Annotated in this window: 23 protein-coding genes, 2 tRNA genes and 1 pseudogene; 8 read left to right on the top strand and 18 right to left on the bottom strand. The window is 61.8% G+C overall.

The annotated features are described in order from the left end of the window. Window positions 1–6: 6 nt before the first annotated feature. Genes AY555_RS06480 through AY555_RS06470 form a run of 3 tightly spaced genes read left to right on the top strand, consistent with a single transcriptional unit; the run spans window position 7 to window position 1602 of the window. Window positions 7–414 (top strand): phage tail protein, encoded by a 408-nt coding sequence (locus AY555_RS06480; RefSeq protein ID WP_066134944.1) that lies wholly within the window; start codon window positions 7–9, stop codon window positions 412–414. Continuing rightward, a complete protein-coding gene (locus AY555_RS06475) occupies window positions 386–598 on the top strand; it encodes a tail protein X (RefSeq protein ID WP_407646296.1) in 213 nt (70 codons plus the stop codon). The genes AY555_RS06480 and AY555_RS06475 overlap by 29 nt, the downstream gene beginning before the upstream one ends. Next, entirely contained in the window at window positions 589–1602 is a 1014-nt protein-coding gene (locus tag AY555_RS06470) for a phage late control D family protein (RefSeq protein ID WP_066134940.1), read from the top strand. Before AY555_RS06475 ends, AY555_RS06470 begins: the two co-directional genes overlap by 10 nt. Before the next feature lie 118 nt (window positions 1603–1720). On the opposite strand, the gene AY555_RS06465 is transcribed toward AY555_RS06470, so the two are convergent. The 15 genes from AY555_RS06465 to AY555_RS06395 all read right to left on the bottom strand — a co-directional run bounded on the left by AY555_RS06465 (window position 1721) and on the right by AY555_RS06395 (window position 14124). Beyond that, window positions 1721–3961, bottom strand: coding sequence for an AAA family ATPase (locus tag AY555_RS06465; RefSeq protein WP_156483320.1), 2241 nt, complete (start codon window positions 3959–3961; stop codon window positions 1721–1723). A gap of 145 nt (window positions 3962–4106) precedes the next feature. After that, window positions 4107–4307 (bottom strand): hypothetical protein, encoded by a 201-nt coding sequence (locus tag AY555_RS06460; RefSeq protein WP_066134936.1) that lies wholly within the window; start codon window positions 4305–4307, stop codon window positions 4107–4109. Beyond that, window positions 4301–4528 (bottom strand): hypothetical protein, encoded by a 228-nt coding sequence (locus tag AY555_RS06455; protein WP_066134934.1) that lies wholly within the window; start codon window positions 4526–4528, stop codon window positions 4301–4303. Before AY555_RS06455 ends, AY555_RS06460 begins: the two co-directional genes overlap by 7 nt. Window positions 4529–4530: 2 nt before the next feature. After that, complete coding sequence (locus AY555_RS06450; RefSeq protein WP_066134931.1) at window positions 4531–4875, bottom strand: hypothetical protein; 345 nt, start codon at window positions 4873–4875, stop codon at window positions 4531–4533. Then, a complete protein-coding gene (locus AY555_RS11565; protein WP_082811896.1) occupies window positions 4862–5071 on the bottom strand; it encodes a ribbon-helix-helix domain-containing protein in 210 nt (69 codons plus the stop codon). Before AY555_RS11565 ends, AY555_RS06450 begins: the two co-directional genes overlap by 14 nt. Window positions 5072–5144: 73 nt before the next feature. After that, window positions 5145–7433: a DNA polymerase gene (locus AY555_RS06445; RefSeq protein WP_066134929.1), complete on the bottom strand. Its 2289-nt coding sequence runs from the start codon at window positions 7431–7433 to the stop codon at window positions 5145–5147. Next, entirely contained in the window at window positions 7430–8428 is a 999-nt protein-coding gene (locus AY555_RS06440; RefSeq protein ID WP_082811895.1) for a DNA cytosine methyltransferase, read from the bottom strand. The genes AY555_RS06445 and AY555_RS06440 overlap by 4 nt, the downstream gene beginning before the upstream one ends. A gap of 69 nt (window positions 8429–8497) precedes the next feature. After that, window positions 8498–8710 carry a hypothetical protein gene (locus tag AY555_RS06435; protein WP_066134926.1) on the bottom strand — a complete coding sequence of 71 codons (213 nt, stop codon included), beginning with the start codon at window positions 8708–8710 and terminating at the stop codon, window positions 8498–8500. Beyond that, window positions 8707–8898: a hypothetical protein gene (locus AY555_RS06430; protein WP_066134919.1), complete on the bottom strand. Its 192-nt coding sequence runs from the start codon at window positions 8896–8898 to the stop codon at window positions 8707–8709. The genes AY555_RS06435 and AY555_RS06430 overlap by 4 nt, the downstream gene beginning before the upstream one ends. A gap of 73 nt (window positions 8899–8971) precedes the next feature. After that, on the bottom strand, window positions 8972–9589 hold the full coding sequence (locus tag AY555_RS06425) for an ssDNA-binding protein (protein ID WP_066134916.1): 618 nt from the start codon (window positions 9587–9589) through the stop codon (window positions 8972–8974). Between the two features lie 18 nt (window positions 9590–9607). Then, the gene (locus AY555_RS06420; RefSeq protein WP_066134913.1) at window positions 9608–10888 is read right to left on the bottom strand and encodes a DUF2800 domain-containing protein; all 1281 of its coding nucleotides are present in this window, start codon (window positions 10886–10888) and stop codon (window positions 9608–9610) included. After that, window positions 10888–11433 carry a hypothetical protein gene (locus AY555_RS06415; protein ID WP_066134911.1) on the bottom strand — a complete coding sequence of 182 codons (546 nt, stop codon included), beginning with the start codon at window positions 11431–11433 and terminating at the stop codon, window positions 10888–10890. The genes AY555_RS06420 and AY555_RS06415 overlap by 1 nt, the downstream gene beginning before the upstream one ends. Before the next feature lie 4 nt (window positions 11434–11437). Further along, entirely contained in the window at window positions 11438–12940 is a 1503-nt protein-coding gene (locus AY555_RS06410; protein WP_167804471.1) for an SNF2-related protein, read from the bottom strand. A gap of 187 nt (window positions 12941–13127) precedes the next feature. Next, entirely contained in the window at window positions 13128–13655 is a 528-nt protein-coding gene (locus tag AY555_RS06405; RefSeq protein ID WP_066134903.1) for a RuvC family protein, read from the bottom strand. A 223-nt stretch (window positions 13656–13878) separates the two neighbouring features. Then, on the bottom strand, window positions 13879–14124 hold the full coding sequence (locus tag AY555_RS06395) for a hypothetical protein (protein ID WP_066134897.1): 246 nt from the start codon (window positions 14122–14124) through the stop codon (window positions 13879–13881). Between the two features lie 227 nt (window positions 14125–14351). On the opposite strand from AY555_RS06395, the gene AY555_RS06390 reads away from it, so the two are divergent. The 3 genes and pseudogenes from AY555_RS06390 (at window position 14352) to AY555_RS06385 (ending at window position 16031) form a co-directional block, all read left to right on the top strand. Next, window positions 14352–14825 carry a helix-turn-helix domain-containing protein gene (locus AY555_RS06390; protein WP_066134894.1) on the top strand — a complete coding sequence of 158 codons (474 nt, stop codon included), beginning with the start codon at window positions 14352–14354 and terminating at the stop codon, window positions 14823–14825. Then, window positions 14794–14859: pseudogene (locus AY555_RS12330) on the top strand (hypothetical protein); the annotation flags it as partial. The gene AY555_RS06390 and the pseudogene AY555_RS12330, both read left to right, overlap by 32 nt. 65 nt (window positions 14860–14924) lie before the next feature. Continuing rightward, a complete protein-coding gene (locus AY555_RS06385; protein WP_066134890.1) occupies window positions 14925–16031 on the top strand; it encodes a tyrosine-type recombinase/integrase in 1107 nt (368 codons plus the stop codon). An 819-nt stretch (window positions 16032–16850) separates the two neighbouring features. Here the strand turns inward: AY555_RS06385 and AY555_RS06380 are convergent. Next, window positions 16851–17045: a hypothetical protein gene (locus AY555_RS06380; RefSeq protein WP_066134887.1), complete on the bottom strand. Its 195-nt coding sequence runs from the start codon at window positions 17043–17045 to the stop codon at window positions 16851–16853. Window positions 17046–17154: 109 nt separating this feature from the next. Next, window positions 17155–18477 carry a dicarboxylate/amino acid:cation symporter gene (locus AY555_RS06375; protein ID WP_066134884.1) on the bottom strand — a complete coding sequence of 441 codons (1323 nt, stop codon included), beginning with the start codon at window positions 18475–18477 and terminating at the stop codon, window positions 17155–17157. Between the two features lie 196 nt (window positions 18478–18673). Here AY555_RS06375 and AY555_RS06370 point away from each other — a divergent pair. Together AY555_RS06370 and AY555_RS06365 are read left to right on the top strand one after the other, a co-directional pair. Continuing rightward, window positions 18674–18750 (top strand) — tRNA-Asp (locus AY555_RS06370). A gap of 143 nt (window positions 18751–18893) precedes the next feature. Then, window positions 18894–18970, top strand: a tRNA-Asp gene (locus AY555_RS06365). 68 nt (window positions 18971–19038) lie between these two features. Here the strand turns inward: AY555_RS06365 and AY555_RS06360 are convergent. Further along, window positions 19039–20505, bottom strand: a complete 1467-nt coding sequence (locus AY555_RS06360) for a multicopper oxidase family protein (protein ID WP_066134881.1) — start codon at window positions 20503–20505, stop codon at window positions 19039–19041. Window positions 20506–20607 lie beyond the last annotated feature (102 nt).

The following is a 20607-nucleotide window of genomic DNA, read 5'->3' as shown; positions in this document are numbered from 1 at the left end:
GGTCGTATGGCAGATATCATGATGCAGCTTGGTGCTTATCAATTCAGCATCAATACGGCGGCGTACCAGGAGCTCAAGCGCTCGAATGCCTACTCATGGTCCGCCCAGGAGCGGTTCGGGAAACCCGAGGCCCTTCAATACACCGGGCCGGGCAGTGAAACACTGTCACTGGACGGTGTGATATTTCCCGGCTTCAAGGCCGGGCGCGGTCAGCTTGAGGCCATGCGCCGCGAGGCAGCGAAGGGCGAGCCGCTTCAGCTGGTGGACGGCCTTGGCTTCATCCACGGGCAATGGGTGATCGAGCGCATAGACGAAACCCAGTCCCGGTTTGCGCAGAAAGGCGTCCCTATGCGCCAGACGTTCAGTCTTCAGTTGAGGAAATACGATGATGGGCCTTCGGTATCAAACGCGTGATGGGGATACGATCGATTACATCGCGTGGAAGCATTACGGCGGGACTGCGCCAGGCGTTGTGGAGCAGCTTCTCGAAGCGAACCCCGGACTGGTCCGCTATGGTATGGTTCTGCCCGCTGGTCTGGATATTGCTCTGCCGGATATGCCGCTGCGTGTGGCACCTGGGGAAGCGTTATGGGGATAAAGCCCGGCTTCCAGATCCGGGCCAATGATGCCGACATTACCGCAGGAATCAGCGGCCACCTTGTGTCCTTGCGTCTCACCGACGAGGCGGGGCTACAGAGTGACACGCTGGAGCTTACACTGGCGGACCCCAATGACCGCAAGCCATTGGCTTTGCCCGCCGCAGGGACGGAGATCTGCGTAGCCCTGGGCTATGATAATGCGTTGCGAAAGATGGGTTTGTTCATAGTGGACGAGCTGGAGGTATCCGGTCCCCCTGATCGTATCACGGTCAAGGCGAAGGCCTCTGTCCAGGCGGCTTCACCTGTTGACGCCGGGTCCAGGCGCCCGATGTTGACAACACAAAAAAACCGCTCGTGGGCAGCCGGGACAACGCTGGGGGGCATGGTGCAGGTCATCGCGCAGGAGCACGGACTGAAAGCCGCAGTAGCGCCAGCGCTTGCAGCCACAAGCCTGCCGCATGTTGATCAGGCCAATGAGTCTGATATGGCGCTGTTGACCCGTTTGTCCAAGGACTATGACGCCCTTGCCAAGCCTGCAGGCGGGCATCTGGTTATCGCCAAGCGCGGGGAGAGCAAAACAACGACGGGCAAGCCCCTGCCGGTCGTGGCGGTATCCCGGGGCGAGATAACCCAGTATCGTGTAACAATTACCAAGCGGCAGCCGGTTGGACAGGTTATCACGCAGTGGAATGACCTCGACGCAGGTATGGTGCGCGAGGTTGTGGCGGGCCAGGGTGAGCCCGTCGCCCGCATTCGGCATCCGTTTGCTGATGCAGCGGGGGCGAAGCAAGCCGCGGTCGCAGAGCTGGAAAAACGAGCCCGTGCCGAAAAGCAGCTGTCGCTGGCGTTGCCGGGCAACCCGGCCCTGATTGCCGAGGCCCGGGTAGAACTGAAAGGCTTCCGGAGCAGTGCGAACGGACTGTGGCTGATCACCCGTGCGGAGCATTCATTATCGCGCAGCGGGTATACCACAACGCTTACGTGTGAGTCGGTTTCAGACTGATTGCGCGGGTACGAGCACGGTTCCCAGGATCAAAGTGCGCATGACGTGTCCCCTATGGATGTATGCGCGCAGTATTACAAACCGCTATGGCACCTGTCACCTGAATCCGCAGCCGGTCTCAGTCGAACACACCCGTTGGCGCGTCCTCGCACACGACGTAGCCGTTGACCGCATGCCGGTTGGCTTTTCGCCCGACCTGACCCCTCCGTATTTTCCCGCAGGCCTCCAGCCGCATGACGCACGCCTCGATCGCGTCGGCCTTGAATACGGCCACCTTGTCGGCAAACCGCCGCTTGATGAGCGAGGGCAAGTAATTGCCGGCACGCGGGCTGCCGGATGATGACACCTCTCCGGCCTGCAGCATGCGCACCGCATCAATGACGCACAGCTCCAGTTCCGCCTCCATGTCGCGCACCCCGTATTGGGCAACAGGCCGAGCCGTGCTGGACATGACCAAATCAAATGCGCCTTTACGCCATTCCAGCAAATACTGGTCGCCATCTTGCCCGTACTGGCTTTTCATGTTCGTGAGCTTGCGCCTTGCGTCCTTGCGGTCCTTCGTGGCCCGCTCGAAGTAAAATCGCGACCTCACAGTGTCGTGCCAGCTGCGTGACCCGGACGTGCCGTCGCCAGACGCCATACCGGACTGCGACGGGTGGCCAAGAAGAAGGACGGCCCCGCCCGTGCTCTCGACAAGCTTTCCCAGGCACACGTTCAGGAATTTCCTGACCTGCTGCTTGTCGATTTCGGACCCGCCAAACACGTCAGCCAGGGTATCGATCACGATCAGGTCGGCCCCGAACGTGGCGGCGTCGTTGCGCATGCTGTGCCACAGCGGCGTAAGGGTGAACGTGTTGGTCCTGTTGTCCCAGGTAAACAGGGCGTTGTCCTCGAACTTGCGCGAGACGGTTCTGAGGTGCCCCTTGTAACGGCTACGCTGCAGACCCAGCGCGGCATCGATACTACGCTGGCGGCGCTTCAATTCCTCGGCCCGGTCCTCGCACAGGAACAACATGACCTTTTGCTGTTTCACCGGTCGCCCCAGGACGGACGCTCCTGCAGCCAGCCCGGTCGCCATCTGCATGGCGAGAAGCGTCTTGCCCGTGCCGCCCGTACCGAGCAAAAGCGTAATTTCGCCTCTCGGGATCATACCCTCGACAACCCAGTCAGCCGGCGGGGTGGTGTCGTAGTCCCAGTCTGACGGGTCTTCCCAGGCAATGCGTGCTTCTTCACGCGCCTGCCCGATGTACTTGGCATGCTGTACGTCGAAAGGGTTCGGCTCAACCTCGGGGACCGGGTCGAACCAGCGTTCTGCCGCACACATCAGGCCGACGTTGCACCATTCGCGGGCGAACTGGCGCGGCCAGCCCCCGGGAATGTCCTTGTTGGTGTTGCAATGCGGAAGCGACGTGGCAACAGCAGCGTATTCCGTGGGCGTGAAGCCGCCGTGCTCGCATAGCCGGGCAACCAGCGCAGCTCTGTACGCAGAGCCTGACTGATCGGCGCCCTTGAGCGGTTTCCCGTCCAGAACAGCCTGAAGGCGGGGCTCGGCGAGGGCAGCAGCCGCAAGGCGGGCAAGGAGGTTCTGGCCAGGACCGGCGGCGATGGCCTGCATGTCAAGTGTGCGCTGAACCGCAGCGATGTTCCCGCTGGTGTCCGGATGGTCGCTGCCTGGACCACGCGGGGTCGCATAAAAAGAAAGCGCATCCGTGGTGTAGACGGCACCGGTGGCGGCAAACACCCGCGCGCCTGCTGCCGTGCGGCCCCGCGCCCGCTTCGTGGCATCAGGAATATTGACCGTGCCGGGCAAGCGCATGATGCGGTCGATATTCTGGACAGCATCGCCCCCCACGGCATACGCCAGAGCCCGCCCCTGCGCTTCGGCCCACTGCCGGTGCCCGCTTGCGGGGAGCTTCTGGGCAAGGCGCCAGAAGAATTGTACCCCGCCCCCGCTGTCGACAACGAAGGTGGGCGGACACGACGAGGACCGGGCAGCACGGGCGAGATCCAGAAGCCGCCGGCGCTCGTCATCGAACAGCTTGTCCTTGTGCGGGTCGGCATCCACATAAACCGCGCGGATGGCAGCAATGTCGCCCTTCGCAAGCTTCTTGTCCGGGGCTGTCGGGTACGGCTCGTTGACCGTAAAGTAAAGGTTCTGCCTGCCGTTGCGTTCGGTTAACCACGCCCGCATGGCGTCCCAGTCTTTCGGCGCGAAGGTACGCCCGGTGACAAAGGCGGTTTCAGGGTCAATAGCGACAAGGTTGAAACAACCTTCAGCATCGAAGTCCTGCAGGAACGCCACAGGGTCGGCGCTGTTGGCGGGGTTCTGCCCCCCGCCGGGGGTGTTGTCTTTCGGCATACTGTCCGTGTCTCGCTTGATTCCATGGCAGATGGTCAGCCAGAACCGGCAGCGGCGGGGTTTGCCGGACCCCGCCACGTGTCCACTTTTTCAGGATGGCCAATGCAGGCTGTAATGTGACTGTGACTGTGACTGAAGGCGTGTCCTACAAGGCAGGCGTGTCTTCCCGCGGCGCATCCACATGCACCGGCTTCGGGGCGCAGGGAAATACGACACGGCCCCCGCTCTTGCCGCCGGTACGGCAGACCCCGGAGGGATCACGGAACCCGCGCCCGCCCGGCTCCAGGGCATAGACAGCGAAACCAAGTTCCGGCCGGTTGGCACGAAGCGCGTCAAGCGTCACCATCTCGCCCCCAGGTACAGGTGGCAGGCGGCGCAGGCATCCCGGCGCGTCTTGCAGAATTCACCGAACGCCTTGAGCGTTTCGGTGATGCTGGCCCCGGCTAGGGTCGCCTCCAGGACGACAAGCGGCCAGCCCGGCGGCAATGTGTCCTTGGCTGCCCCGAGGATAAAGCAGATCCGCCTCACGGCCTCGGCGTGCAGCCCGTCGATGCGGGCGTATGACATGGTCAACACCCTGTCCCTGTTTCGTCCGGCACACGGCACTGGCCCGGGTGGCAGATGGTGCCCGTCCCGGTGCTGCGGGGCCCGCCATGACTGGCGGATCTGATCCGCCAAAGCGGGTACGCATTGCCGCCCTGCCCGCTGCGGGCCGCCAGAACGACCAAGCCGCGTCCGTTGGCCCTGGCTGCAGCGTTGACGCCAGGGGGAACCGCACGAGTGGTCTTGCCCGACGCTTCAGCGGGGCGGGTGTTGCCTTCCGAAACGCAGCGCGCCACCTTGCCGGCCAAAGTGCCGGTCGCGGCCGCCCCCGCGGCAAAGGCCTTCCTGGCGCAGGGACTAGGCGAGAACATCAGCAACCTCTTCCTTTGCCTTCTTCGCAACACCGTCACGAAGGATTTTCTCGACCATGTTGGAGCGGGAGCGGCCCTCCTTTTCGGCGAGCTTGCTCAACTGCCACATCAGGTCGGACGGCAACCGCATGGTGGTGAGCGTGCGCTTGGGCACGCGGGGACAAGAGGGAGGTGACAAGGTAAAAACTCCAGACATCCGTTGTCGATACCCCGATTGTATGTCTGATGTAGGTCAATAGTCAATACATTCCCGACATACATTCATGACGTCAATCCTTCCTGAACCGTTTGCCTCTCCAACCCCCCGAGGACAGCGGCAGGCCGGCGGCCCACGCCGGCCGCTCGCAAATCAGCCGCTCGAACGTCTTTACGTCACCGAAACCCCGCGGCACCTCGCACAAAATCTCGTCGTGAACGTGGCCAATAACGGGGTAGCCCGCCTTCTCGGCCTGACGGATACCGTGTGCCAGGAGATCACGGGCAATGGCCTGCACCACGTTCTCCAGCAGCAGCCCGCCATACAGGGCATAGCGTACAAGCTTCTGCGACTGGCTCTCCACGCCCAGCACCGTAACCGCCGGCCTGGCGGCGCGCTCGATGACGCACCCGCCGGCGGCTTCCAGCCTCCCGGCTTCCGTACAGCCCATCGTCTCGGACACCCCGGCTCCGGTCTTGCGCACCCACACCTGCTGCCTGAGGTGCGGCGCACCGTAGGCAAGACAACGCCCCGATGGCAACTGACACCACAGGAAGCCATTGCGGACGAGGTATCTGGCCTTCAGCACCGTGACAACGGTGCCGGGGTTGGCCACAGCTTCGGTCACACCATCTTGCAAAAGCGCCCACGCCGCCGTAATGGCGGGGTGCGTGTCCCGCCAGCCAGCCTTGACCAGTTCGGCAGCCAGGAATTCCCGCCGTGTCAACTGCCCTGCAATCGGCAGGTTCTGCCGCAACACCGTCTCGTAGCGCCTGAGGGCAGCCTCGCGCCGGTGTTGCGGCGCAGCCGCCCAGACCGGGGCATAAAGGGGGTCAAGCTTCATGGAGTAGTTCCGTGCCATCGAACGGAACGCCCCCGGGCCGCCCTGGTACTGGAGCGACAGTTCCGACACCTTGCCCACCTGGCGCCGGGGGTCTTTCCTGGTCAACTCTGCGGTGGTGGTGTTGAAGATGCCGGCGGCCGCACGGCGGTAAAGATCGGGCAGGTCCGGGTCAGCCATGAGGTCGAACATGGCCTTGACCTTCCAGTCCTCGCCACAGAACCAGGCGGCGACGGCCCCCTCGATACCGGCGTAGTCGGCGTCCAGGATGTCGCAACCCGGTTCCGCCCAGATGAAGCCCCGGATTGCGTCCGAGAGCAGATGCAGCGGCTTGCCGAGTTCGTCGCCATAGAGAAACGTCAGCCACTCCGGGTTCTCGGTGCGGATGGCCTGGAACAGCACCCGCGTGTCCAGGTGCGCATCCTCGAACACCTTGCGCGGGCGTGGCAGGTTGTGGACCTGGGCCCCTGTAGATGACCACCGCCCGGTACCGGCCGCGTGATAGAGGAACGCCCCCCGGATGCGTCCGTCATGACTGGCGCGGTTGAGGAACGCTTTCAACTTGGAGACAGATGTCTTGGCCGCTTCCTGGCGTATTTCGACGGCACGGCGCACCGTGGCGGGGATGTCGTCACGCGCAAGCACGTCCTCGAGATCGGCCTTCGCTGCCGAGGGGAGAGCAACACCCTGCCGCTTCACCCACTCGGTCAGCCGGCCCACCTGCGTGCACGTGGTGACGTAGCCGCCGGTTGCCAGCCTCATATCACGGTCAAGCAGCGCCCTGGCCTTGCCGGCGAGGCGCAGGGCGGCGCGGCACGACGTGACATCGATGCGCAGGCCCCGGTCATTGATACGCTCGGAAATACGCCACAGGTCCAGCTCGTCGTCTGACAGCGGCACCATGCGTCCGGCGGCTTCAGCCTCGGAGTCCACGTCAGCCGCATTGTAGTCGCGGAAGTCCCGGAAATCCGCAGGATGATCCTCTGGCTCGTTCCAGTGCAGGGGCACCCCCCGGGCATTCCGGGTGCCCGCATCGGGCAGGGCGTCCACCGCAGCATTACACCCCCGCTGCCCGGCAGTGGCCGGCCTGCGCGGGATGGAAAACTTGCGGATCAGCGCCGCGCCGCGTTTATCCTTCCGGACCGTGAGGCCAAGGGCGGTGCCAAGGTCACCCAGCTTGCGCGGCAGCGACAGCGCGGCCGCTGTGGCGGCGGTGCAGCGGCACTGCGCCAGCGGCAGGTGCGGCCAGCCATGGCGCGGAGCCAGGATCATGTTGATCATCAACCGCTCGAAGGTGTTGTTGTGCGCCTCGACAACAGCCCCGCCCTCAATGGCCGCGCGCAGGTCCAAGGGACACGGATCCCCGCGCAGCCAGCGCCTGGTCGGCCCGCCATCAATCTTGTAGGCCGCCATCAGCACTTCCGTATCCGGATGCGCGGCGTAGACGTACACGCCCCTTGTCCTGAGATCAACCGGACTGCGCGTCTCGAAGTCCAGCTCAACGCGCTTGGCGGCGGTCATGCGAACACCCCGGCCCGGGTGTCGCTTCCGGTCTCCCTATTCGACAGGGGGGTCAGTCGAAGACGTTCAATGTCAAGGTAGCTGCCAATGAGTTCCGCCGCCGGATACGGGCTGATGGCATTCCCGTAGGCGCGCAGGCGTCCCACGCGGGCGGAAGCCCCATGAGCCAGCGGGAATGTGCCGGGTTCAACGGGCCTCCAGTGTCCATCCCGGCAGCGCAACCAGTCAGCAGAGTGCCAGAAGCCGTCAGCCGTGCCGGCTCCGCGTTCAGGAAGGGCGTGGGCCCCCTCGGCTGCCTTCCGGTCATGTCGGGATCCGGGTGCGGGCGTTTCGCGCCGGTTCCAGCCTCCGCAGCCGGGGCCCGCCCCAAAACCGCCGGGTGTTTCCAGTTGCACAGCCAGACCGCCCGCCCCAACAGGGCCTTGACCGGCACGTCGGCGCAGGGATTGCTGCCATCCTTGTGGTCCCGTGCTGTTGGCGTGGGCCAGCTCCTGACGTGCGGCGATGAACCACAGCCGCTGCCGGATGTGCGGCGCACCGACGCCCGCAGCAGGGATACCGACCGGTGCGAAGGCGTAACCCGCTCCTTCCAGGTCAGAGTAAACAAGGTCGAGCCAGCCGTGCCCAATCGCCGCTTCAACCTGCTCACCAAAGACAACCGAAGGGCGGCACTGGTCAACGAGATGGAACCAGAAGGGCCACAGGTGCCGCTCGTCAGCAAACCCAGGGCCCCGGCCTGCCGTGCTGAAAGGCTGGCAGGGGCAACTTCCGGTCCAGACGGGACGGCTGTCGGGCCAGCCGGCAAGGCGGAGGGCATGGCTCCAGACCCCGATACCGGCAAAGAAATGGCACTGGGTGAACCCGGCAAGCTCGTCGGGTCTGACATCAAGAATGTTCCTTTCATCCACAACGCCCGGCGCGATGCACCCGGCGGCAATCAGGTTGCGGAGCCATTGCGCCGCATAAGGGTCGATTTCATTGTACCAGGCCGTCATGGCGCAGCCCCGGACCACTGAAGCACGCAGGGCGGCTGGCACTGCCTGTCACCAGGCCATGCCGGACTTTCAGGCTTCCCCCGCGCCACGCTTTACCCCCGTCGTCAGTGCATTGCCCAATGCATCGTACAGCGCGGCTTCCAGGGTGCCGCCGCTGCCGGCGAACACGGCGCCGTTGTCGTCCCTGAATGCCGCCTGCCAGGTGCCGTTGGCATTCAATAGGCGGGCGATACGAAAACCGTGCAAGGCGGCTTCCTCGACCAGATGAGCCGCGGTTTTCATGCCAACACCTCTTCGTACACCGCAAGAACCCGGTCCTGCACGGACACAGCCTTGATGTCGGCCTGAAGGCCACACGTCTCTTCCTCCGGGGTCTCAATGCGGGTGACAAGCTGCCGCAACCCCTCGCTGGCAATACCGCCGATGGCATTGCCGCTGTTATGGCCCTTGCCGGGATCCTCGTTGATCATGGTCGTCTGGCTCCTAGTTCGGAACGACGCCGGCCATTGGATGCCGGCGTCGCCCGTCATTTCATACAAGCGGTCAGCTGAAAAGGCCGGCCGCACCCTTCCCGTCCTTTGTCTCGGCGGGGGCTTCACCCTCGTCCTCGATGGCGTTGAAGAACTGCTCCGGGCTGGCGCCACCGCCACCGCCCAGCTTCTCGCCATCCCTGGCGACTTGGATCATGGAGACCCCGAAGCTGATCCCCTTGCCCTTCTCCTTGTTCTCCCAGGTAAAGGCGTTGACGACGGCGAAGCCATAGCAGCCGCTGTAGAGTTCTTCCTGGCTGCTGATCGGGCGCACCGCCTTGTTGAACAGCTTCGGCGGATAGTCCTCGCCCGAGATGACGCGGATGAAACGATGACCGGCGAAACCGGCATGGCGCTCTCCGGTCTTCTTGTTCAGCCCCTGCGGGCCGTCGCCGTCAAGGAACGGGCTGTGGATGATGCCGTCCTTGATCCACTGGACGGCCTTTTCGCCCCACTCGTCGGTGGCCGCCTTCAGGGCGGCATTCTGGAGGGCCGACAGGTCTTCGGACTTGGGGAACAACAGCGAGCAGCCGAACTGCTTCTTGCCATTGTCCCGCTCCTGCGGCCTGAACAGCGACTGGGTGAAAGCCAGGCGCGCCAGCTTGGTCTTGATGTCTTCGGAACGAGCCATATGTGCTGATCTCCTCTGTTAGTCGAGCACGGTGAAAAACTGCCGGGCCTTGGGCATCGCCGCAGCCCGGGTGGTCTTGTCGGCACGAACGAGGTTCGTGCCGGTATGGGGAACTTCGGACAGGCCCTCCAGCACCCTGATGGCATCTGTGGCCCCCACTTTCCTGAGGGCATCGCGGACCTGTTTCGGTGTACGGAGCTTGCCGGGGTTGACAAACCTGTCTTCCGCCAGCCCGGCCTCGATACAGGTTGTGCGAACCGTCATCTCGGCAGCGCCCTGCCACGTCTCGCGCCCTTGCCTGGGGACGAGTCTGTAGCCGGGTATGTCGATGCCTGCCTCGGCCTGCGTATGGGCGAGAACCCGTACCGCCTTGATCCAGTCCTCGATCATATCCAGCATGTCGAGGGTCCGGGACAGGCGCCGGGGGTCCAGGCTGTCGGGCATATTGGCGATATACGGATTGTCGAGGTCGTCAAACCAGATCCCCGCAGCATCCGTCACCTTCTGCTCCAGTGCCGGGCAAACACCGGTTGCGGGGCAGAACTTGCAGTGCGAACCGGCATTCAGATACTGCGCTGCCCATTGCAGGCCCCCCATCTTGTGGCGGGCGTTGCCCGCGTCGCTGGCCCTGCGCATGGCGGCCAGCAAATCCGCAGTCCACTCCATCAGGTCGACGACATGGAACGTCTCCGACCGGATGCGCCCGTCTTTGTGGGCCGCGCGCGGCTGGACAATGGTGGACATGACCTTCTCAACCGACAACCCCGGATTGGCGAGAATCGCCCCCAGTGCGTAGGTGCGCAGTTGCGGGTTGCCGGCAGCCTCCACCACCACGCCGCGCCCGCCCTTAAGGTCGACGACCTCGATCAGCCCCCACATGGGGAACCACAGCACCGCATCGGCAGTACCCCCGGCCTCGAACGGCGGTTGCAGCTTGGACAGGCTGAACGTCTGCTCGACCGAAAGGACGGCCCTGTCGCCCGTTGCCACGGCATATTCCGCCATCCGCCCCCGCACGTAAGCGAGATAGGTCTGGGCGGTTTCCGCCATTTCCTCGTCAACCGTAAAGCTATGCTCCCTGGTCGTCTCCACGCGGCCCATGAAGGTGCTGGCGTCGCACTCTTCGCGCAGGCACTTTTCGCTGATCTGATGGCACGCCGTACCCCATGCGGCGGCTTCACTCTCCTTATCTAGGTTCCTGACCGTTTCGGACAGGGCTAGGGCGCCGGGGCACCCCCAATTCCTGGAGGTGGCCGACGCAGACCACGTAGCGTGGTCGCGCGCACCGTGACCGGTCATTACGCCACCCCGGCACGCTTGAAGGGGTTCTTCACAAGCATCTCCTCGACGCCGGCCACAGCCTTGGCAAGACTGTCCTGATCCTCGGGGATGTCAGACACCTTGCTCCTGCCTTCACCGAACAGCATGGTAATGACCTTCGGACCATCCTCCTGCGCGGCGTCCATGCCAAATTTCTGGACGTACCTGCCAAGTACAGCGCGCACGTCGTCATGCGTCCGTTCCGTCTTGCGGGCAGCGCTTTCGGCCTGCTCGTCGGCATCATCCTGCGCCTCGGTTTCCGCCGTGCCGGATGGACTGTCCTGCACGGCCCCCACGTCGGCCCTGGTGCGGCGCTTGCCCCTGGCCGGCTTGCCGGCAGCGGCGTCGGTGGAAGGTACGTCCACCGCATGGCCGCCCCCGGCAGCCCTGGTGCAATCTGCACCGGTGCCCTCTGCGGCAAGCGGGCCGGAGCAGCCGCCAGCGGTCAGGCCACCGGCCATCACACGCAATTCGGCAAGCGTCTGGCTGGCGTCATCATGCCAAATCTTGATTTCCACGGGCATCTGGTCAGTTCTCCATCAAGGGGCGCATCGTCGCGACACGGCGCGTGACGATGCGCATCAGCGCTTCGTTGATACCGCCCTCAAGGGCACACACACGGACGAAGCATTGCCGTGTCTGCTTGTGGTTGGTGATGCGGAGCGCGGCCTGGGCCATATCCTTCGGATTGAAGGACATCTCCACAAAGAAGAGTTCGCTGGCAACAGACAGGTCTATGTTCTCGCCCGCGGCCTGGATTTGACCCACAAAGACGCGGGCGTTGCCGGCCGTAAAGGCGGCGACGGGTTCAGCACGCCTGGCAGACGGCGTGCGCCCGTCTATACCGACGACGCCGTATTTCACCAGGCCCGCCTTCAGAAGGTCGACGACATCCTGATGCCACGCCATCAGCACCACCTTGTCCAGACGGCTGTCCAGTTCATCCTTCAGCGCCCCGATCAACGCACGGGCGGTGACAAGGCCGGTAATGCGGCGCAGGGGCCCAAGATGCAGGTCCAGCTTGCTGGTCCTGCCGGCCTCGGCAGCGTCCAGGATGTCGGATGCCCTGGCGTCCATAGCGGCCAGCGCCTGGCGTTCGGAGGACGACAGCGCGGCCGGTTTCAGCGAGAAGATACTGTAGACAGGCGGACGGATACCCACGTCCTTCTGCGTCCGGCGAAGAAGAATACCGCCAATCCGCGCCCGCAATTCGTCGGCGTTCCTGGTGCCGGTGACAACGCGGGTGAAAAGGCCCGGCCGCAAGGAAACGCGATCCTCGAATTCCTCGACACGCCGCCGCACCGTCTTGCCATCGAACAGGCCGTAATGGGCGCTGAACGCCTTCAGACCATCGATTTCCGCCCAGCCTTTCGCCGGATCGGCTTTCAGGACCACCGGACGGGACCTGACGAGCGCACGGTACAGAACGTGCAGCGGGGCGCCGGTCAGGATCAGCCTGCATGTGCAATAGCGCCGGGTAAAAGCGCTCAGGCGCGTTACGTCAGGGCCGCCTTCCCGAAGGGTGGCGGGCAGGCAAGCACGCAGGAAAGGATAAAGTTCATGCGCCCCGGTCGGGGTTGGCGTGCCGGTCAAATTCCACACGCTGTCCGAGCACCCCGCCAAGGCAGCAGACGCATCGTGGACCAGCCCGTCATCGGCAAACCGTCCGAATACCGCCCTGGTCCGTTGGGTATCCGGGTTCTTGGCGTAGTGCCCCTCGTCGGCAATGAACACCTGCCAGCGACGTGCCGTAAGCTGCGCCAGCAGCGCCGGGTCGGCCACCAGGCCCCAGCCGGTGATGACCACCTCGGCATCGGGACGTACCCGGTCGCCGGCACTGTAGATGACCTGGATGCAGCGCGGAAAGCCCCAGTCACGGAACTCACGCGCCCAGTTGGGGCGCCCTGAAGCGGTGGTAACGACGATGATGCGGCGGGCAAAGACATAGTCGCAGGCCAGGATCGCTGCGCCCGTCTTCCCCACGCGGGGCGCATCGGCAAGGATCGCCGACTTGCGCGCGGCAAGGAACAAGGCTCCGGACAACTGGGATGGAAAAGGGACAGGCATTCAGGCCCTCATGGGAGCAGAAAAGACAGAACAGTGCTCACAATTTGTATTTCGATATATGCCGCAATAACATACATTGAGCAACACTTTTGTATGTCGGTTGTCTGATGTCGATGCCGATTTGCCTGGAATGGGGGAGTGGACAGGGGCATCACGCAAAGACATCGGGCATCTCCCCTTGTAAACAGCCTGCGCCCGGCTCCTGCGGAGAGCCAGGTACGGCCCGGGCCCATGCGGCGATCAGCGCCGCCTCGGCCCTCCCGTCGTCCTTGACCCTCTGGAACAACGCCGCCTTTGTCGGCCACATGCGCATGGCCAAGGCCCGGCTGTCGTCCTTGCCGCCCTTCAGGCGCATGGCGCGCTTCCAGGTGGCCGGGGCTACTGTCTCCACCCGCACGCCCAACGTCTTCAGACTGTACTCAACCGCGCCGACTGCACGCCCGAAGTTGAAGCTCGCCCCCGGGCTCTGCCCAGGCATGCCGCCCACCTGCTCGACAAGGGCCAGGTCGGGGGCCAGACTGCGCAGCAAGACAGCCAGCGAATATCCGTCCACTTCGGCCTTGTCACTCCTGCCCCGCCGTACCTTGAGTACGGGCATGTCAACCACGTCGGTCAAGCGCCCGTCAACCAACAGGGCAAGCGCCCCATAGGCACCGGGGTCTACGCCGAGGATGCGCAAGTGCGATCTCCCCCTGAAAGGCAGTCCGCCGATGCGCCAAACGGACAGGGCGCAGCCTGGGCTTTCGCCATTCGGCAAGCCGCGCAGCGCATGCGCGGCCAGTCCGTGTGCATGGCGATCACCTCCAGGTCGTCAGCACCCTCGGGCCGCCGGGAAGCGTCTTTGGCATGGCGGGATGCGCGCCAATAGGCCAGCGCCTCATCTTCACGGACACTGCGCTTCATCACGACGGCGTCCCCTTGATGTATTTTGCCAGTCGAACAGGCGCCCCCTCCTCAAGCTCCAGATAGGAGAGGAGCACAGCAAACCATGCCCCCGGGACAGTGCCCCGCTGGAACCACTTTGCCACAGCAGCTTCTTGCAGCGACGCCTTCACATTGTACGAGCGCAGCAACCGGACCACTTCATGCGGACTATGGAACTTGTCATTCAGGAATGCGCTGAAGTTAAACATTAAGACATCACCCATCAATATAACCCTTATTCACCAAAAGGCTATGGCATGTGTATGTCTGCTGTCAACTGCATTGTATGACAAATTGTCTTTTTTGATTGCCATTTGATAATCTACGACATACAACGTATGGTATGCGTGGCAGCCTCGCCTTCTGCATTCAGGTGCGTATGACAAGTTGTCTTGACAATGCCCATTACGGATAATACATCTGACATACAGCCCAACCACCGGAGAGCGTCATGCCTCGCAAAGTAAGAACCCACATCGCGGGGGCGGAAGAACTGAGAAGCTTCCCCCTGGCCCCCAAGAGCCTGACCAAGCAAGAGTTCGGAAAACGCCTGTACCGACTGATGCTGGCAAAGGGTTGGCATCAGAGCGAACTGGCCCGGCAGGCCGGCGTACCGCGCGATGCCGTGTCCGTCTATATCAGGGGGAAGTCGTTGCCAACGCCCGTCAACCTACAGAAACTAGCCGACGCCATCGGGTTGCCCACGGAAGAACTGCTTCCAAACCACGCAGAAGGCGCCATCGACGAGGATGAGCTGCCGGCCTTCGAGATGAAGGTCAGCTCGGGCGCTCCGAACATGGCATGGGTCCGCGTCAACCGGCTGGTCAGCACCCAGACCGCCGTAAAGATTGCCGAACTGCTGGACAACGACGATGCTCTTGACCGAAACAGAAGTGGCAAAGAAGCTGCGCTGCTCGCGAAGTAAAGTCAAACGGCTGCGCCTCAGCGGCCGCCTGACCTACGTACCGGGGCGCCCGGTTCTCGTCGATGAAGCCGACCTCACCGACTACCTGGAGAAGCTGAAATGTCGATCCCCGAACTCAAGCAGGCCGACAACGGCGTCTGGTACGTCCACTGGACAGACCGACGCCGCAGCAAGCGCGTCAGCACGCGCACGCGCGATATGGCTGCAGCGAAGGCTTTCCTCGGCCAGTGGCTCCTGATGGAGCATGAAGCCCCGGCATCGGTCGCTGCTGGGTTTACCATCGCGGATCTGTGGGCCGTTTACGACAAGAAACATATCGAGCACAACGTCACCTCCCCCATGACCATGCGCAACGCCTGGAAACGCCTTGAGCCGCACTTCGGCACGATGATGCCTGCCGCCATCAACCAGGACGTGGTGGATGCGTACGTCAAGGCCAGGACAACCGGTCGCATCGGTCTTCGGGCCCAGTCCTCGACAATCCGCCGGGAGCTCGTTGCGTTACGCGCATGTATGAATTGGAGTGCCGCGCCAAAGCGCAAAATCATACAACCCACGCACCTGCCCGCGTTCGATCTCCCCCCGGACAGCCCGCCGCGCGACCGCTGGCTGCGCACCGACGAGATACAACGCCTTCTCGATGCGGCGGCCTCCATGCGCGGCAAGGCAGAACGCATGCCCCGCGGCGAGCGCTTCCTGTGGCTGGCGCTGGAAACAGCCGGACGCAAAACGGCCATTCTGGAACTGACCTGGGATCGGGTGGATTTCGAGACAGGCGTTATCCACCTGGCCGTACCGGGGCGCAAGGTGACAAAAAAACGCCGCGCCAGCGTGCCGGTCTCGAAGGCGCTGCGACCGGTTCTGGAGCGCATGCACCGCGAGCGCATCAACACATTTGTCATGGACAATCAGTCTGACGTATGGGCCACGGTCCAGTGCATTGCCGAACGCGCCGGCTTCGGGGATCCCCGCAAAACCCCGCGCCGGAACGGCATGAAACCCCGGAAGACCGGCATCAGCCCGCACGTTCTGCGCCACACAGCCGCAACACAGATGGCCCGCCGGGGGGTACCGCTCTACGACATTGCGGGCGTGCTGGGCAACTCCCTCGCCATGGTCGAGAAGGTATACGCCAAGCACTGCCCCGAGCGCCTGCGCGCAGCCGTGGACCGTATATCGGGAAACAGTCTGAGTGCGGCAGAATGAGCGCCCGGACCTGCGCACAGCCGTGGGCGCCTGCGCCCGGTTTGGGCGCGGAAAATAGCCTACAATAACCTACATTGACCCACCATTTCCGGTAAAGCGCTCAGTAAAAGCTTGGCTTTATGCGTGCATTTTACCATCAGACAAAAGACAGACAACGATCTTGGTAAGGGAGAGGCCGAGAGTTCAAATCTCTCCAGCAGCACCAGCCGGAACCCCCAGGAAAACCTGGGGGTTTTGTTTTTCCCGGACACACTGCCAGACGGCCTCGTATTGCACGCTTACCCCGTGCCTGCATGTCCCTTGATCAGGGCCGGCAAACCATGCTGCAGACACCACGCATAGCACACCCCAAGATTATTTGCTTTTATACTTGAACTATCTTAGGGTGATGACCGTCGGCAGGGTTCAAAAACCTGTCGATAGAGGCCCAAAAACCTCGTACATACCAAGAGCAGGCAGTTGCCCATATTGCGCGGCAACTGTCTGTACGGTGACGGACTGATTCCTCGCGGTCCGTGCACATGTATCATGGCGGGAGGGCGGCGAATAGAAAACCTGCAAGGGAAATAAGTCCGCCCGGTACCTCTGACTCTTGGCAGTGTTATTGGGTTTTTGGCCTCCCGCCACCACATGTATTGTCAGCGCATGTGGTGGCCGGCGTCTTCGTGCGCTGAACCGGGGACCCGGTGTGGTTTCCCCCCGATGGCCATCCTGTCCGGCTTCCTTGCTCTCTGCCGGACAGGGGCACCGGGTCTCCGTTTTTTTTACACAGAACGCTACAAGACCAGAGATCCGTGCGGGCGCATAAAATTAAAACTGCTAATGCCGTACCCCGGTATCATGATCGGCGGGTACATCACACCCGGCACGGGCCAAGGCATCAAGAACAGAAACCCGGGCGGCCCCGACAAGCAAAGCAGGTTCGCAATCCCCCCAGCAACGCAACATCTCGACTTCCAGCTCTTCCAGGGCCGTCAGGATTTCTCTTCTTTTGGTTTCTTGCTGATGGTCCATGAGGCAACTTCTCCCGAAAAGTGAGAATGCTGAAAAATGCAGGGATTACGTTAGCATTTCACCCATATAGTTCTTTTTGTGTCCAGCCGTACACAAAATTGGCAACACACTAGCGTGCCATCTCACGGCCTTTGTCCTCTGTCCCCGTGTCCGGCCGTGACGCAGCGCTATCCGGCGCTACATCATCTTCCACCAAGGCAGAACACCCATACCTTTTGTCATCCAGAAGGCCTTTTTCAGAACGGGCAACAAGCACAGGCACCAAAGCCTGGCCGGTTACATTTGTGGCTGTACGCATCATGTCAACGACACGATCTACGGCAACGATATACCCGATAGCTTCCAGCGGCAGACCAACGGCACCCAAGGTCAGGGTCAGCATAACAATCGATGGCCCCGGAACACCCGCTGTCGCCAAGGACCCCACCACACCAATGACAAAGACAGTCAACAGGGCGCCAGCTGACAGCTCGACCCCCGTGTACTGGGCGATAAACAGGGTGGCAAGAGCAGGAAAGATGGCCCCGCACCCGTCCATTTTCATGGACGCCCCAAGAGGAACGGCAAAGCTGGCATAATCCTGCGCAACGCCCAGGCGCCGCGTTGTACACGACAAGGTGAGTGGCAAGCTGGCAAAACTGGACGCGGTCACAAACGCCACCTGCATGGCCGGGGCCACACCACGAAAGAACTTTCGCGGATCAAGGCCATGCAGGGACAAAAGTCCGCCATACACAACGAACAGGTGGAACAGGCAAGCCACATACAGGGCAAGGATATAGTGCCCCAAGGGCAGAAGCGATTCTGCCCCTGATGTCCCCACCACCCAGGCAATCAGGCCAAATGTTCCGATCGGTGTCAGTTGCAGGACCAGGCGAACAATCTGCATGATCGCCTCATTGGCCTGTGCCACGCATGAACGCAGCAGAGCAGCCCTCTCCCCCAGTACGGCAAGACTTCCCCCGAAAAGGAGCGATATAAACAAGACCTGCAACACATGACCTTCAGCCATGGCTTGAAAAGGATTGGACGGCACAACAGACAACAGCACGTCGACCGGCCCCGGAATAACGGGGGTACGGGCTTCACCAACCGCCAGCTGTCCGATCCCGATCCCGGGCTCCAGCAACAGCCCGGTTGCAATGCCAACAGCAGAGGCCAAGGCTGCTGTCAGAATAAAGTACAGAACCGTTTTTACCCCTAGGCGCAGGGCACCACCAATGCTCCCCAGTCCAGCCACGCTGAAAATGATGCTGGTCAACAGCAAGGGAACCACCAGCATCCTGATCAGGGTAATGTACACATCTCCAATCGGCTTGAACCAGACTGCCGCTTGAGGGCCCGCCATATAGCCGGCAATTCCGCCCGCAACGAATCCAGCCACCACCTTCTTCCATAATGCAACCCGCATCCACGCTGACAACACAGGCATCTCCTTCCACCTGAACGACACTTCCGTTGAAGATAGGGCGCGACCCTAAATTATACAAATTTTTTGGGCTAAATTTCTTATTTAACAAAATTATTTTGTTAAATAGATCGTATCCATCTGGCAACCCCGCTCGCACCCGTACCTATTTTTCTCTTGCGCCTGGCATCATCCCCCTATATAAACCGCGCTCTCGATTGCGGGTGTAGCTCAGTTGGTTAGAGTGCCGGCCTGTCACGCCGGAGGTCGCGGGTTCGAGCCCCGTCACTCGCGCCATCGAGGTCATAAAATACCGACCATTACGATGGTCGGTATTTTTGTAATATGCGGGATTATCTTTCCCGAACTATCTGCCAAAACACAAAAAAAAGCTTGCTTGGTCCGGTTCGCATGATTATAAAGCACCCGCACATCACAGCGCGGGTGTAGCTCAGTTGGTTAGAGTGCCGGCCTGTCACGCCGGAGGTCGCGGGTTCGAGCCCCGTCACTCGCGCCATAAACAAAATCCCCGAACCATAGTTCGGGGATTTTTGCTATGCAAAAACTCCTTCTACCCGCAGAGAATCAGGCTTCAACCCGGATCGTACCCATCATCCCGAATGCCTGATGCTCGATGATATGGCAGTGCACCATCCAGTCCCCGGGATTATCGGCAACCAAGGCTACTCGCATACGCTCCTTGGGCAACAAAAGCGCGGTATCTGTAAAATGGCCGGCACGAATAGACCGGCGACTTGATGATAGCAGCGAAAAAACCAAACCATGGATATGGATAGGGTGAAGGTGGGGCGTAAAGTTGTTCAGCTCCAGAATGTAGCTACGACCTTGCTTCAGCACAGCCAACGGCATTCCACCACCACACACCGTAGCGCGCACCTCGGGGAAACTTTGCCCAGGCAGGACCGGTAAAGCCATTCCATCCCTTTCTTCAGGATACCGCTCTACCCAGGCCCGCTTGTTGATCGACCACAGGGCATCCTCTGCCCCACCTTCTCCAAGACCGGCGTTGAAGTCCATGCGTATAACCTCTGCTCCATCAACAGAAGGTATGGACACAGGGTTGGGCGGAAGCGGAACAATCCCGGACAAGGCACGGCGGCGCGACGTCCCCTGTGATACAAGGCGCATCATAACCCAGGGCGTACTGGATGATACGTTGTGCAGCTCGAATACCTCCCCCGGGACGTCGGGCATACGCACCACCACATCCATCCGCATACCGGGCCCCAGAAGCTCACGCTGCAAGGGCTCGGGAGCCACAAGCGGATGACCATCCACAGCAACCAGAACAGCTGGCGCGCCCTTCCCGACCACCTTGAAAACACGGGTCAGGTCCGTATTACACAAGCGCAAGCGCACGAGGCCACCCGAAGGTACCTGGTAATATGGTTCCCGCTCCCAGTTTACCGTATGCCACCCTCCGAATGTACCGGCCCGTCCCGCTGCCTCGGGATCAGAGACAGGCAGCCATGCACCCTTCTCGTCACGCCGCCAGTCACGGACCAACAGGGGAATATCGGCATCATAGCCGGGATCATCGGCTTCCCGGACAACCAGAATACCGGCCAGCCCGGCGCCAATCTGGTCAAGACTGGCATAATGCGGATGATACCAGTACGTCCCCGCATCCGGGGGAGCAAAACGATAGTGAAATGCCTCACCCCTTGCGACCGGGTTCTGGGTCAGGAACGGAACGCCATCCATAGCAATGGGCAAACGAATGCCATGCCAGTGAACCGTTGTTGGACGCGCCATGGCATTGTGGAAATGAACAGACAGGGTATCTCCTTGGCGTACATCCAGCACAGGAGGCAAGGTAGCCGGAGCATCCAACGTCCGGGCATAGGACAAGACCGGTACCGGCTCTCCACCCCCGGGGGTACCCGGCGCCTCTATGGCATACAAAACGTCATCTCCTGATGCCGGAATGGCACGATACAACAGACCCGCACCAACAAGGCCAGCACCAACCACACCGGCACCCAGAAACGAACGACGGGATAACCCGGCTTTTTCATTATGTTCCGACACACAACCCTCCCGCCACAAAACCCGGGATAAAATCTGAACTTGTTTGCCTGAAGATGATAGTAATTATTATTGACATAGGAAAGTACAAAGCGTAGCAGACCA

The organism is Haematospirillum jordaniae (assembly GCF_001611975.1).
Taxonomy (GTDB): Bacteria; Pseudomonadota; Alphaproteobacteria; order Rhodospirillales; family Rhodospirillaceae; genus Haematospirillum; species Haematospirillum jordaniae.
Note: the sequence above shows the minus strand (reverse complement) of the source record. Positions and strands in the feature narration are given on the sequence as shown.